At 50.9% G+C, this 14,206-nt stretch carries 12 protein-coding genes; 2 read left to right on the plus strand and 10 right to left on the minus strand.

All coding sequences use genetic code 11. The annotated features are described in order from the left end of the window. Positions 1-190: 190 nt before the first annotated feature. Both GC101_RS31445 and GC101_RS31450 read left to right on the plus strand, forming a co-directional pair. Entirely contained in the window at positions 191-1,996 is a 1,806-nt protein-coding gene (locus tag GC101_RS31445; protein ID WP_171720513.1) for a sensor histidine kinase, read from the plus strand. Continuing rightward, on the plus strand, positions 1,983-3,602 hold the full coding sequence (locus GC101_RS31450; RefSeq protein WP_171720514.1) for a helix-turn-helix domain-containing protein: 1,620 nt from the start codon (positions 1,983-1,985) through the stop codon (positions 3,600-3,602). Before GC101_RS31445 ends, GC101_RS31450 begins: the two co-directional genes overlap by 14 nt. Positions 3,603-3,662: 60 nt before the next feature. Here the strand turns inward: GC101_RS31450 and modB are convergent, their stop codons facing one another. The 10 genes from modB to GC101_RS31500 all read right to left on the minus strand — a co-directional run bounded on the left by modB (position 3,663) and on the right by GC101_RS31500 (position 14,125). Beyond that, the gene (gene modB, locus GC101_RS31455) at positions 3,663-4,325 is read right to left on the minus strand and encodes a molybdate ABC transporter permease subunit (RefSeq protein ID WP_042133997.1); all 663 of its coding nucleotides are present in this window, start codon (positions 4,323-4,325) and stop codon (positions 3,663-3,665) included. Between the two features lie 29 nt (positions 4,326-4,354). Further along, positions 4,355-5,134, minus strand: a complete 780-nt coding sequence (gene modA, locus GC101_RS31460) for a molybdate ABC transporter substrate-binding protein (RefSeq protein ID WP_171720515.1) — start codon at positions 5,132-5,134, stop codon at positions 4,355-4,357. Positions 5,135-5,338: 204 nt separating this feature from the next. Next, entirely contained in the window at positions 5,339-6,232 is an 894-nt protein-coding gene (nikC, locus tag GC101_RS31465; protein ID WP_171720516.1) for a nickel transporter permease, read from the minus strand. An 11-nt stretch (positions 6,233-6,243) separates the two neighbouring features. Further along, positions 6,244-7,248 (minus strand): ABC transporter permease, encoded by a 1,005-nt coding sequence (locus tag GC101_RS31470; RefSeq protein WP_171720517.1) that lies wholly within the window; start codon positions 7,246-7,248, stop codon positions 6,244-6,246. 78 nt (positions 7,249-7,326) lie between these two features. Continuing rightward, positions 7,327-8,997 carry an ABC transporter substrate-binding protein gene (locus GC101_RS31475; protein ID WP_171720518.1) on the minus strand — a complete coding sequence of 557 codons (1,671 nt, stop codon included), beginning with the start codon at positions 8,995-8,997 and terminating at the stop codon, positions 7,327-7,329. Positions 8,998-9,117: 120 nt separating this feature from the next. Further along, on the minus strand, positions 9,118-10,110 hold the full coding sequence (locus GC101_RS31480) for an ABC transporter ATP-binding protein (RefSeq protein ID WP_171720519.1): 993 nt from the start codon (positions 10,108-10,110) through the stop codon (positions 9,118-9,120). Continuing rightward, the gene (locus tag GC101_RS31485) at positions 10,107-11,096 is read right to left on the minus strand and encodes an ABC transporter ATP-binding protein (RefSeq protein WP_216626834.1); all 990 of its coding nucleotides are present in this window, start codon (positions 11,094-11,096) and stop codon (positions 10,107-10,109) included. The genes GC101_RS31480 and GC101_RS31485 overlap by 4 nt, the downstream gene beginning before the upstream one ends. 271 nt (positions 11,097-11,367) lie before the next feature. Continuing rightward, positions 11,368-12,333 (minus strand): helix-turn-helix transcriptional regulator, encoded by a 966-nt coding sequence (locus GC101_RS31490; RefSeq protein ID WP_039302247.1) that lies wholly within the window; start codon positions 12,331-12,333, stop codon positions 11,368-11,370. Positions 12,334-12,567: 234 nt separating this feature from the next. Beyond that, complete coding sequence (locus tag GC101_RS31495; RefSeq protein ID WP_171720520.1) at positions 12,568-13,251, minus strand: hypothetical protein; 684 nt, start codon at positions 13,249-13,251, stop codon at positions 12,568-12,570. Positions 13,252-13,438: 187 nt separating this feature from the next. Beyond that, on the minus strand, positions 13,439-14,125 hold the full coding sequence (locus GC101_RS31500; RefSeq protein ID WP_171720521.1) for a M50 family metallopeptidase: 687 nt from the start codon (positions 14,123-14,125) through the stop codon (positions 13,439-13,441). Positions 14,126-14,206: the final 81 nt, after the last annotated feature.

The raw sequence follows: 14,206 nt of genomic DNA on the forward strand, positions 1-14,206 counted from the left end.
ACATTGTTCTTACACTTTGGATTATAGAAGACACCGCAGGTAGTGAACATGCCGGATTCGAGCCAAAGTGTCACCATTCTTAAGATTTCCCCGGATCTGTGTTTCTCCTTATTCTCCAATGTACTATAATCTTTATAGGATAGCCTATCCAGCATCCAGCGTCTAAAACCGGTTAACGGAAGGGGTTCCTATGAGTTCACCATTTTTCAGCTTTTTGCGGCGGAGCTTCTACATCAAGATGATTCTCGTCATGTTCGCCATCTCCGTGATTCCGCTGATTGTATTGTCTATTATCTCTGTAAGCGTATCCACCACTACCGTAGAGAAACAGGTGAACCGTCTGAATGCCCAGCTGGTCAATCAGGTCGTAGACCGGATTGAATTAACCATGACCCGGCTGAGGGAATTAAGCGAGCAATACTCACGTATTTCGTCGATTCAGGGCGCGCTGGTTTCACCGTCGGCCCAATATTTTGAAGAGGTTGTCCGCAAAAAGGATCTGATCTCCGTGCTCAGCAGCGCCTCGGCGATTATCGGGAATGTTGAAGGACTGCAGGTCTATTCAGCTATTACAGGAGAAGTGCTCTCTTCTACGGAGGCCCCGGCTGCCCTTGCGGATTCCCCTTACCGGCCGCTGATTGAAACGTATTTGGCCTCGGGGAAACCTAATATTTTTCTGGATAAGCACTCTCTGCCGGAACTTGCGATTCTGGACTCTTCCACCTATTATATCTCACGGGTTCCCTTCGATTTGTATGAGGACTTGAAGGGAGTACTGCTGATCTCCATGAGCAATAACCAATACCAGCGGCAGATCGAGAATATTCAGCTCGGCAGCGAAGGCTCCATTTCGCTGTTGACCGAAGACGGGCTGACGATCGCTACAACCAGCAAGCTTGAGAAAGCCGAGGATACCCGGCGTGTACAGGGTATTCTCAAGCACTGGAAAGAGCTGAACCGCCCCGATCAATTCGCGGCAGGCTCTTCCATTGTCTCAGTCAAACAGACCTCAACCTACGACAACTGGATCGTGGTCTCGGAAATTCCGTCCAAGGAGCTTACCGCCAGCGCAGACATTATCCGGCGGACCGTAACTTATTTCCTGGTCATTCTTGCGGTGCTGGGGGCACTATGCGTTGTCGGGTTCGGATATCAGTTATACCGGCCGCTGCAAGCCGTGAAGCGGCAGGTCGATGCGCTTAAGAAAGGGCATTTCGAGGCCCGGGTCACTCATTTTGCCAATAATGAAATCGGGGATCTGGGCCGGATGCTCAATACGATGGCTGTCCGCATTCAGGATCTGCTGGCAGATTTGCATGATTCGGAGGATTTGAAGCGCAAACTGGAGATTAGAGCGTTGCAATCGCAGATTAATCCCCATTTCATGTACAATACCTTAAACACCATCCGGATGTTCGCCATGATGAAGGATTATGAGAAGATCAATTCGCTGATGGGCCGGCTGGTCGCGCTGCTGCGGTACTCTATGGAGAATTTCGAGCAGACCGTGCAGCTTCGGCAGGAGCTTGATTACTTGGCGGATTATGTGGGCCTGCTCAATATGCGGTATAAATGTCAAATCCGGCTGGAGTCCAGCATCGAGGAGCCGCTGCAGAGTATGCAGATTCCGAAGCTGAGCCTCCAGCCGCTGATCGAAAATTCTGTGTTCCATGGGATTCTTCCGCGTAAAACGCCGGAAGGGCATATCGGTATACGGGTCTTCACCGATACCGGCAAGAACTATATCATCCTTGAGATTACTGACGACGGGATTGGCCTTGCGGAAGCCGAACTGAAGAAGCTGCAGCTCCATCTGCTCCATGAAGAGTCCACGGAGAACATCGGGCTGCAGAATGTATGGCTGCGGATGAAACTGCTGTTCGGAGGGGATGCGCAAATTCTGCTCTCCAGTGCCCCGGGTGAAGGGCTGACGATCCGTATTATGCTGCCGTCTGAGAATGTTCTTGTAAAGGAGGAGCCTCATGAATCCCTATAGAGTTGTACTCGTGGAGGACGAAATTCCGGCAAGAACGGTATTCCGTCATTTCATTGAAGAGCGTGCCGATTTATTCACGCTGGTTGGCGAAGCCGAAGACGGCCGGGACGGACTTGAATTGTTCCTGAAGCACAAGCCGGAGCTTGTCGTAACCGATATCACCATGCCGGGCATGAATGGGCTTGAGATGCTAAGCGAAATTGAGAAAAGCGGAGAACGTCCGCCGCAGATCATCATCCTTACCTGCCACCAGGATTTCCATTATGCCCAGCAGGCCATTCATCTGAAGGCGGCAGCCTATCTCATTAAAGATGACTGTCTTTCTGATCCCGGCCTGTTGACCCGGACGATGGAGGAGCTGGCCTCCCAGGTGAACTCACTTGATGAAACCCGGGAAAAGCATCTCCAGCTGGAACAGCAGGTCCGGCTCAGTGAGGTGGAGATTGAGCAGAGCCTCTTTCTGGATATGCTGCTGAGTCCAGCGGCCGAAGCCAAGTGGCTGCGCAGTCTGGAGGACTCCCAGCTCCCGCTTCACGAACAAAGCTTCAAGGTATTGCTGCTGGAGCTGGACAGGAATTCCCTTCGCTTCCCGATCGATCAGCTTGAAGAGCTGAAGCTGTGGCAATTCGCCGGAGTCAACGTACTTAAGGAGCTGCTGGCCGGCATAGGCCCGCATAAAGTGATCGCGCTCGACAAGGGACGTTTTCTCGCCATATACACCGATACGTCAAAGGCTATGCGCCCCAATTTCCCGGAACAGGTGCTGGATTCCTTTGCCGCCAATCTCAAAATGAGCTGCATTGCCCTGCAGTGCAGCTTCGGCCAGGGACTGAAGGCCCGGCCTGAGGCACTGAAACGGCTGGCTTCTGCCCCCTATCCTTTCTTTTACCGCTTTGGCGAGAGCATCGCTATTGAGGATTGGGAACAAATCGCCCGTTTCCAGCGGATTCCGGAGCCCCTTAGCCGATTCTGGAGCAAGGTACTCAAGAAAGCACTGCTGGAGCCGCATTTGAACACAGCTGCACTGGAGCAGGAGCGCCTCTCCTTATACCGCCAGGCTATGGAGCAATCCTGGGACCCGGAGCAGATCAAATCCTTATATTTGAGAGTCTTCCTGGATATGAGCCATAACGTTATTGGAGCAGAGGGCGGTGCGGATCTCGAAGCGGACCTGCGTAAAAAAATGGAGCTGTGCCAGACCTTCAACTCCGTACACGAGGCGACCTGCGATTATTTCCGCAAGCTTCAGCAGCTTCAGGAGGGCGGCCGGAAGATCGATGCTTCGATTACAAGAATCATTCAGCACATGCGTGAAGACCTCAGCTATCCCTATAAGCTGGAGGAGCTGGCAGCTTCGATTAATTACAGTGTGCCTTATTTCAGCTCCATGTTCAAAAAAGCAGTAGGCGAAAGCTTCATTCAATACCTGTCCCGTCTGCGGATTGAAAAGGCAAAGCTGCTGCTGCTTACCACGGATCATAAGACATTTGAAATTTCTGAATCTATCGGTTTTGAGAATTACCGGTCCTTTAACCGGATCTTCAAGAAAGAGGCCGGCGTATCCCCTTCCGATTACCGCAGAATGGGCATGGGAATGCCCCAATGAAAAACCCCCGATATCTCCAGAATTTCTGGTGATACCGGGGGTAATTCAGCTTACACTCCGTCAGGAACGGCGGTTAACAAACATCAGCATAAGGGCCGAGATGACAATAATCGAGCATACCCACATCCAGGCCAGCGTCATATTGCCTCCGTCAACCGCTACATAGATTGCGGTCGGCACCGTCTGGGTGCGCCCGGGAATGTTCCCCGCTACCATAATCGTAGCGCCGAATTCGCCCAGCCCCCTGGCAAACCCGAGCACATAACCTGCGGCCAGTGAACGGCTGGCCAGCGGAAGGGTTACATAGCGCAGGACCTGAAGCTCGCTGGCTCCCTGCGCCCGCGCGGCATCCTCAAGATCCTTCTCCACCCCTTCGAAGCCCGCCTTGACCGTCCTGTATACCAAGGGGAAAGCGACCACTACTGCGGCAATGACCGCCGCGCCCCAGGTAAACAGAATGGTATGCTCGGTGAACTGTTCATACAGCCTGCCGATCCAGCTACGCCGGCCGAGGATCACCAGCAGGACGAAGCCGACAACCGTCGGCGGCAGAACCAGCGGAAGCAGCAGGACCGTTTCAACCAGGCTGTGTCCGAAGAACCTCCGCCCTGCCATCTTCTTGGCTGCGAGCGTAGCCAGTAAGAACACTATAATGCTGGTAATCACTGAAATCTTGACCGAAAGCCAGACCGGGGCGAAAAAATCGGTCCAATTGATCTCCATCTCTTCTCACCCCATTTATATAGTAGTTATTATTGTGCTAATTGAAAGCCGTAGCTTGTAAATACCGCGTCCGCCGCTGTTGTCTGTACATAATCGTAGAATGCCTTGGCCTCCGCCTGATGCGAGGACTCCTTAACAATGCCTACCGGATAATTAATGGCCTTGTGCACATGTCCGCCCACTGTCAGGGCAATCTTCACTTTGTTCGACGTAAGCGCGTCTGTCTTGTAGACGAAGCCGGCATCTGCATTGCCTGTTTCCACATAAGACAATACCTGACGGACATCCTTGGCAAAGACCAGCTTGCTCTGCAGCGTATCCCATACCTTCTTAGCCGTCAATGACTGCTGCGCATATTGCCCGGCCGGCACCGATTCCGGCTGGCCGACAGCCACCTTCTTGAAGGCTTTATCGGTAAGCTGGGTGATTGTAGTAATGGAAGTCTTCGAATCAGAAGGCACCACGAGAACCAGCTGATTCTTCAGCAGTTCCGTATTATCACTAATGAGCCCGCCATCTACCAGGGCAGTCATCTGTTTGTCTCCTGCAGAGAAGAACAGATCAGCCGGAGCGCCTTGTTCAATCTGCTTTTGCAGCGTACCGGAAGCACCGTAGTTAAAAACAAGATCAATACCGGGATGCTGCTTCTCGTAAGTCACGGCAATCTTGTCGAGACTGTCCTGCAGGCTGGCTGCCGCAGATATAATAATTTCAGTTTTCTTAGCTGCCTGTGCCTGTTCAGCAGGTGCAGCAGACAATCCCGCCGCTACCAATCCCGCTACTAACACTAACCCCAACTTCTTGAACATTTCCATTCCTCCCATGTATGTATCTTATATATTTTGGTGCTATTCTAGCACATCTTTTTTGGTTTTACTATACGTTTTGATTATGTTTGATTATATTTAGTTATTATTGATATGAACAAGTGATAATTCCAGCTGTAAGTATAGCTACTCAGAAAAAATAGCCCTTACAAGCCAAAGGCCTGCAGGGCTATCAGTGAACAGAAGTTAATTCTTCATCCGCGGGTCAAGCACGTCGCGCAGGCCGTCCCCTACCAGATTGAAGCCAAGCACGGTCAGCATAATGGACAGCCCCGGGAAAATAACCGTCCAGGGTGCCTTCTGGATGAACTGCCGTGAATCCGAGAGCATCTTGCCCCATTCCGGATCGGGCGGCTGTGCGCCGAGTCCCAGGAAGCCAAGTGCAGCTGCCTCAATAATCGCGGTGGCGATGCCAAGTGTCCCTTGCACGATAATCGGCGTTAAGCTGTTCGGCAGAATATGGGTCAGCAGAATGCGGTTATTCGTCATTCCGATCGCCCGGGCTGCCGTAATGTACTCCTCCGATTTCAGAGAGAGTACCTTGGCCCTTACCAGCCGGCCATAGGTAGGGATATTAACTATGGCAATCGCATACAGCGCATTCTGCAGCGAAGGCCCCAGAATGGCTACGATGGCAATGGCCAGCAGAATACTCGGGAAGGCCAGCAGAATATCGAACATGCGGGAGATCAGCATATCAATCCATTTGCCGTAGAATCCCGCAAGAATCCCCAGAAACGTACCGACAACAATGGAGCCGATAACCGAGAAGAAGCCCACCCAGAGAGAGATCCGGGCACCGTATAGAATACGGGTGAACATATCTCTGCCCAGATCATCTGTACCGAACCAGTGGTCAGCGGACGGCGCCTTGAGCCGGTTAACCAGCTCCTGCTCCTTGAAGCCGTAAGGGGCGATGAAGGGTGCCAGCAGGGCAATCAGCACAAAAAATACGATGATGCCAAGGCCGGCCATCGCTGTCTTATTCTTGCGGAAAGCCTTCCACGCATCCCGCCAAGGCCCGGAAACCTTGTCAGCAGGTACAGCCGGGGGCGTTACTTGAATTGATGCCTGTCCCATAGGTTCACCCCTCACTTGTAGTTGATGCGCGGATCAATGACGGCATACAGCAGATCCACCAGCAGATTAATGAACACGAAGATAAAAGCAATGATCAGAATGCCGGTCTGGATGACCGGATAGTCGCGTGAGCTGATCGCCTCAAATATATATCTTCCCACGCCCGGCCAGGCAAAGATTGTCTCTGTCAGCACCGCACCGCCGAGAAGCGCACCTGTCTGCAGACCTACTACGGTCAGCACGGGAATCAGCGCATTCTTAAGTGCATGCTTATATACGACAAGGAATTGCGACAATCCTTTGGCCTTTGCCGTACGGATGTAGTCGGAGTTCATGACCTCCAGCATACTCGAACGGGTCATCCGGGCAATAATTGCCATCGGAATGGTGCCCAGTGCTATGCTTGGCAGGATCAGATGCTTGATGACCGTCCACAGCTGGCGCCAGTCTCCTGCCAGTATCGTGTCGATCACATACAGATTGGTTATACTCTCCACGGGATTCCGTTGATCCATCCTGCCTATAGAGGGCAGCCAGTGCAGCTTCAGCGCGAATAACATCTGCTCCATCAGCCCCAGCCAGAAGATCGGCATGGACACGCCAATGAGCGCTATAATCATCGCCGTATAATCAAACCAGGAATTCTGCCGCCAGGCACTTAGAATACCGGCGTTCACTCCTACAAAGGTAGCGAACAGCATACTCGCTGCCGTAAGCTCCAGCGTTGCCGCCAGATAAGGCATAATCTCTTTGGCAATCGGTGTCTTAGTCCGGATCGAGGTTCCCAGATCGCCCTGCACCAAATCTCCCATATAATTGAAGTATTGCTGCAGCCAAGGTTTGTCGAGACCAAGCTGCTCGCGCAGCGCCTGTTTGGACTGCTCGGTTGCCTTTTGGCCCAGAATGGTTTCGGCCGGATCACCCGGAATGGCATGAATAATGGAGAAGACGATAATCGTCATTCCGATCAGCACAGGGAATAAAACCATGACACGTTTTAATAGGTAGGAGTTCAAGTTGGCTCACCTTCCAGTGGTCCTTAAGCATAACTTGCCGCCCGGCATGCGGCGGCAAGGAAATGCTTATGGAGCATACTATTCGAAGTAAATTTCGCTGTAATATTCCGTACCTGTAGGGCCTGGAACGAATCCTTTCAGATTGGCCTTCGCAGCCAGCAGCGGTGTAGTGTGCACAAGCGGAATCCACGGTGCATCCGCTTTGATGATTTCCTGAGCCTGTTTGTACAGGTCGGAGCGTTTCGTCTGATCCGTTTCCTTCTGGGCATTGATCAGGATCGTGTGCAGATCTTCATTCACATAGAAGGTACGGTTGTTGCCGGGGATAGCATCCTTGTCGAGCAGCGTATACAGGAAGTTATCCGGGTCACCATTATCGCCGGTCCAGCCGAGCATGTAGATATCATCTTTCTCTCCGGCTTTGGTGTCATCCAGATAAGTCGCCCATTCCGGGGATTCAATAACCGTCTTCACGCCGATTTTCTCCCAGTCCGCCTGAATGGCTTCCGCAACCTTCTTGCCGTCAGGCATGTAAGGCCGGGATACCGGCATAGCGTACAGGGTTACTGTATCCGGCAGACCGTCTGGGTAGCCAGCTTCTGCAAGCAGCGCTTTCGCTTTGTCCAGATCATATTCATAATCCTGCACAGCATCGTTGTAGCCCCACAGTGAAGGCGGCATCGGGTTAACAGCGGCAGTAGCCTGGCCTGAGAAGAATGCATCAATGATTGCCTGTTTGTTCACCGCATAGTTCAGCGCCTGTCTTACTTTCACATTATCAAAAGGTTTCTTCTTAAAGTTGAAGCCGAGGTACGCTACATTGAACGGCGGGCGCTCAATCTTCTGCAGTTCAGTATTGCCTTCAAGCGTGGACAGATCATCCGGGCTTAAATCCTCCATCAGATCGATCTCGCCGTTCTGCAGGGCATTGAAGCGTGCCGAGTTGTCCGGAATGGAGCGGACGATCACTTTGTTCAGCTTAGGAAGGCCTTCTTTCCAGTAGTTCGGGTTCTTGTCCAGTGTAATGGAATCATTATGCTTCCACTCCGTGAACACGAAAGGTCCTGTGCCTACCGGCTCGTTCTTGAAGTTCTCCTTCTTCTCCTGGATGGCAGCCGGGCTGGCAATCCCGAAGGAGGTCATAGCGATATTCTGCAGGAACGGTGCCTGCGGCTGGTTGAGTGTGAACTCTACCGTAGTGGCGTCTACAGCCTTAACCTCTTTGATTACACGGCTGCCGTCAGGACCGAACATCGAGTCATAGTAGTCAAAGGAATCGCCTTCGAACTTGAACTCACTTGCCGGATCACTCCAGCGTGTGAAGTTGAAGACTACTGCTTCAGCGTTGAAATCCGTTCCGTCATGGAACTTCACGCCCGGGTGCAGCTTGAAGGTATACGTCAGACCGTCAGCAGATACCTCCCAGCTGTCCGCAAGGGAAGCCTGTACTTCAGAGGTACCGGGCTTGTATTCCAGCAGGGAATCGAATACCTGGTGGGCAATCTTCAGGGATTCGCCGTCTGTGACAATGGCCGGATCCAGCGATGCAGAATCGCCGCCGCGCCCAAGAATCAGCGTATCCTGAGTGTTAGCCGATGTTTCAGGTGAGCTCTCCGGTGCGGTAGTCGCCGCTGCATTCGTGCCTGCAGTCGCTTCTGTGCTTGCATTGTTATTGTTACCCCCGCAGCCGCTTAATGTTAATACCGCCCCCAGCGTTACTGCCAGTGCAAGACTACTCCACTTCTTCATCTCTAGAAAACTCCCTTCTCTCATTAAAAGTATTAAAGCGTTTATATGGAGCTGCGCCAAAGCGCTGCCATATATCAGGGCCAATGCATAGAGAGCGGTATTGAATTCTTCCTTCTTTCATTAGGCCAGCCGGGAACGGACTTCCTCATCATACAGATGGCACGCGGTCAAATGTCCTGAACCCGTCTCCTGCAGCGGCGGTCTGACATTACGGCATACCTCCATCACTCTGGGACAACGTGTATTAAAAGCACATCCGACCGGCGCATTCGCCGGACTCGGCACCTCACCCTGCAGAATGATCCGTTCCTTGCGGATATCGGGATCGGGCTCAGGAACTGCGGACAGCAGTGCCTGCGTATAGGGATGCTGCGGATCGGCATAGAGCTTATGCTTATCAGTGACTTCAACAATCCGTCCCAGATACATGACGGCAACACGGTCGCAGATATGCTTCACCACGCTGAGATCATGGGCGATGAAGATATAGGTCAATCCGAATTCCTTCTGTAAATCCTGCATCAGGTTAATGACCTGTGACTGGATCGATACATCCAGTGCAGATACAGGCTCATCGGCGATAATCAGCTTCGGCTGGAGCGCCAGTGCTCTGGCAATCCCGATCCGCTGGCGTTGTCCGCCGGAGAACTGATGCGGGTAACGCTGCAAATGCGCTTTAGCCAGCCCGACTACATCCGCAAGCCGTTCTACTTCAGCCCGGCGCTGCTTGGCATCGCCTACTCCGTGCACGATCATCGGCTCTTCAAGAATACGCTGTACGGTATTGCGCGGATCTAAGGATGAGAACGGGTCCTGGAAAACAATCTGCATCTCCCGGCGCCGCTTGCGCATCTCCTCTATAGATAGCTTCGTGATATCCTGACCTTCGAACCAAACCTCTCCCGCCGTGGGCTCAATCAGCCGAAGCAAGGCACGGCCGGTTGTGGATTTACCGCAGCCGCTCTCTCCAACCAGGCCAAAGGTCTCACCTTTGCTTACCGAGAAGGAGATATCGTCCACAGCCTTGACATAACCCTGCGCGCGATTGAAGAACCCTTTGTTGATCGGATAATACTTCTTAAGGCCCTTGACCTCTAGCAGGCTCTCACTCATACCGCATCCTCCTGTTGACTTTCATGCAGCCAGCATCTGCAGCTGTGCTGTTCCTCCTGGAGCGTAAGCTTCGGAAGACTCTGACGGCAGATATCCATGACATCAAGGCAGCGCGGCGCGAACCGGCAGCCCTGCATTTCTTTGCTGAGAATCGGCACATTGCCCGGAATTGAATACAGTCGTTCTCTGGTTTCATCCATCCGCGGTACCGATTCGATCAGCCCCCGGGTATACGGATGCAGCGGATTCTTGAAAATATCACGTACGCTGCCTTCCTCCACTACCTTGCCGGCATACATAACCGCAACACGGTGGCACATCTCCGCTACAACACCAAGATCATGGGTAATCAGCATAACTGCGGTACCCTGTTCTTCGTTAAGCCGGCGGATCAGATCCAGAATCTGTGCCTGAATCGTTACATCAAGCGCAGTCGTCGGCTCATCGGCAATCAGCAGCTCCGGACTGCAGGAGATGGACATGGCGATCATTACACGCTGGCGCATGCCTCCCGACAGCTGATGCGGATATTCATCAATAATGGCCTCCGGCCGGGGAATGCCAACCTTGCGGAGCATCTCTACAGCGTGCTCCCGGGCCTCCTTCTTGGAGAGGCCGCGGTGTAGGCGTACGGTTTCTATAATTTGCTGTCCGACTGTGAACAGCGGATTGAGCGAAGTCATCGGTTCCTGAAAAATCATCGAGACCGAGTCACCGCGGATCTTACGCATCTCTTTCTCTTTGAGCGGGACAAGATCACGGCCCTTCAGCAGGATGCGTCCGCCCACGATTTCCCCCGGGGGATCCGGAACCAGCTTCAGAATGGACAGGGAGGTTACGCTTTTACCACAGCCTGATTCGCCGACCACACCCAGAACCTCACCCGGATTAATGTACAAATCAACACCGTCAACTGCAGGAACTTCACCGCGGTCGGTAAAAAAGTGGGTGTGTAAATTTTCAATTTTTAGAATGGGCTGGATCAAATCTTTACCTCTCTTCTATTTAAAAATTGAACAAAGGTCAAATGACAGGATAGGAAATATATTTAAAAAGTTAGATATATTAACGAATACCTGACATAAGACGTTACAATAATCTATTTAAATACACATTGTTGTTATTTAATGTATAACTTACTATATATACCCCGACTAGACAAGGAAAATTTGCACATATAACTAACACGAGTGTTTTTGTAAGAATAATTACATACCTAACCTGTGGAAATATCTATATATAAAAAGAAAAACTGCGCTATTTGTATAGCGACAGCCATTTCTCGAGCTGATTTCTGAGAACTTCCCGGTAGTAGACCGGCTCCATAATCTCAGCTTCTTCCTCGTATCTCATAATCCAGTGAACAAAACCAATATCCTGCTCTACCGCAACCTTAAAATGCAGACAGCGGTTCTGGCGGTCTACTCTGCTGGGCTTTACAAACATCTCCTCATGCTTAAGCCGCTCCATCATCCGTTCCGAGAACTTGACTTTGAATTCTACCTGCAGACTATCCTGGTCCAGAGACCACTTCTGCTCCATAAAAGCCTGTAAATCAAATTTATCCTTGGAGAACCAGCTGTCCAGCGGCTTCACACTGGAAAACCCGTTAATATGAAAGGTGCGGATGATCCCGAAGCGATGACAAAACCCAATCAAATGAAAACGATTCTCCAACGGGACCAGGCAGTAGGGATCAATTTTGATACCTTTTTCTTCATATGCATTCTCACTGTAGTCCGCCTGTATACTGCGCTGCTTCATCACGGCATCCAGAATGCCGGTCAGATAGAATGGCTGATCTCCATGAGATCCGCTTCTCTCCATCCAATGCTGACCCGCTTCCTTCTTCGCGCTCTCCATCGTTTCTTCCCTTTCTGCCTTTTGCTTATATTCTGCGGCCATCACTTTCTCATAGGCGTCTTCGAAATCCGGGGGCAATAAAGGTTTGATATCCGTCATAATACTGCGCAAGTGTGAAAATGCGGCTGCTTCTTCTTCTGACCAATCCAAAGGGTACAGTGCAAAATTACCGATAAAAGCATATCCCTTACCGTGTCCCATATGGGTAATGGGGATATGCATGGCACTGAGCGCATCCATATCCCGGTAAATCGTTCTCTCACTGTTGCCGCATCGTTCCGCCAGCTCACGGGCCAGAATTCCCGGTTTGGCTTGAACTAGCGTAATAATGCGCATCAGCCGGATTAATCGGTCTGTCATTTTCAGTTCTCCTTGATTCATGGTAAAATAGACCCATTATTTTTAAATAAACTAGTTATATATATCTATAACCAAGGATGTAATAACCGAGATAAGAAAATATAATAGAACTATTTTACTATATTACCACATTTATATATTACACGATTCGTTATCTATTTCTGCGAATTGGATTCAAATTTTAACCTTTATGTATGATCACTGCCTATTATATCCCTGCTGCATTCCTTACATTTATCTCGTTACAACCTTTCCCAGGAGAGTCATCTCCGCCTCAAGCTGCTTATAGAGCGCTTCCGCTTCCTTCACAAGCTGCATATCGCCGGAACGTGCAGCGAGCAGCAGCAATTTATCCGCCTGACGCCGCAGCTTCTCCGTGGAGACCTGCTGCTGATTTTGGGCTCTGGCCACTTCCCTTTCTGCTAATAATCCCTCCATTTTGAGCAGTTCTACATGCTTCTCTACATGAAAACAACACTGAGCGCCCAGTACATCCGTATGACGTGAATATTCCATTCCCAGCTTCTTGAGCGGCAGCTCACGTATACGTTCTACCGTGGGCTGTCTGTATTGCCACTGCAGCCAAAGCGCCTCATGTATGCCTGCAGGCATGCCTGACATCGTAAATTCCAATGCAATAAACCTGCGTTGCCCGGAATGGATTTTGCCCAGCTTCAGCAGCAGGGAACGTCCTTCTCCTTCTTCTGCTGTACACCCGTAGCATCCGGTCACCGTTACGTGGCTTTCCAGCCATACGCGCAGTTCAATCTCCCGGGCTACAACCTTTCGGCTTTTCTTGCGGAATTCCTCTCCTTGTGACACTCCCTTCCACTCCACGAGCAGGATAATATTCTTCGCACCTCCTGCTAAAATCCGATCCTGGCTCCAAGTAAATATGGGCTGAATACTTGCTTGCATATTTCCACCTCTTTCTTTTTTTGGGTCTTCTATTAATGTACCAATAATGGCGGACAACTCCTTGTCATGGAATATATGTTCGGTCCTATAATATCGACAAAAAAAGAGCCAACCTACCACTAAAGGTAATTGCCTCTTTGCGAAAGTCTATTATTTTGTCAAAATATGACGAACACAGTTTTGCGCATTATAGGCTTCTTGCCCGGTTAGCTGATTTTTCTTCCCTGAAAAAAAAGCCCAGCGCCCACTTGGCACACAGCAGCGAGAAGAGGAAGAACAGCAGTGCCCACAATACAGCCGGCAGCGGCGTTAATCTGGCCAAGTTTGCTGCATCCCCCGCACGGGAAGGTGTCATTACCGAAGCCGTTACCAGAAACAGCGTCCCCATTACGGACTCCTCCAGAGTCAGAAATGCAAGAAATAAATAATAATATTTGCTGACCTTCGGCCAAAGGAACAGCATAGCGGCATTCAGCAGAATAAAACCGCTCAGCCAAATCATCCCAAAGCCGCCCCGTACATAGAGCACCAGCATCACCAGCGCAACACCGCTGGCCATAATCAGCCCCCATTGCCGCTTGTCTCTACTATATAAATAGAAGAGCAGCAATGAGAATAGTGAAGCCAGAGGATAACCGGCCAGCGATACAAGAATTGCCCTCCCCCCCGCGGCAATCGCTGAATAGGTTACACCGCTATGGTCGGGATGCAGCTCTATCCGCAGCACACTCCCCGAGAGCAGCAGGGTTACCAGGGCATGGCCGAATTCGTGAAACATCGTATCCAGATTACGGAATAAGGATGAGAACGGAATAAACCGGGTCAACAGTGCAGAACCCGCCAGAAACAACAATGTTTTGAGCCATTTATTCACTCGAAGCAGCTCCTTTCCGTTCAAAGTATACGTTAATTTATGTGCACACTCAATATAATAGAAACCTTCATATGATTTGTG

The organism is Paenibacillus phytohabitans (assembly GCF_013141775.1).
GTDB classification, from domain to species: domain Bacteria; phylum Bacillota; class Bacilli; order Paenibacillales; family Paenibacillaceae; genus Paenibacillus_AQ; species Paenibacillus_AQ phytohabitans.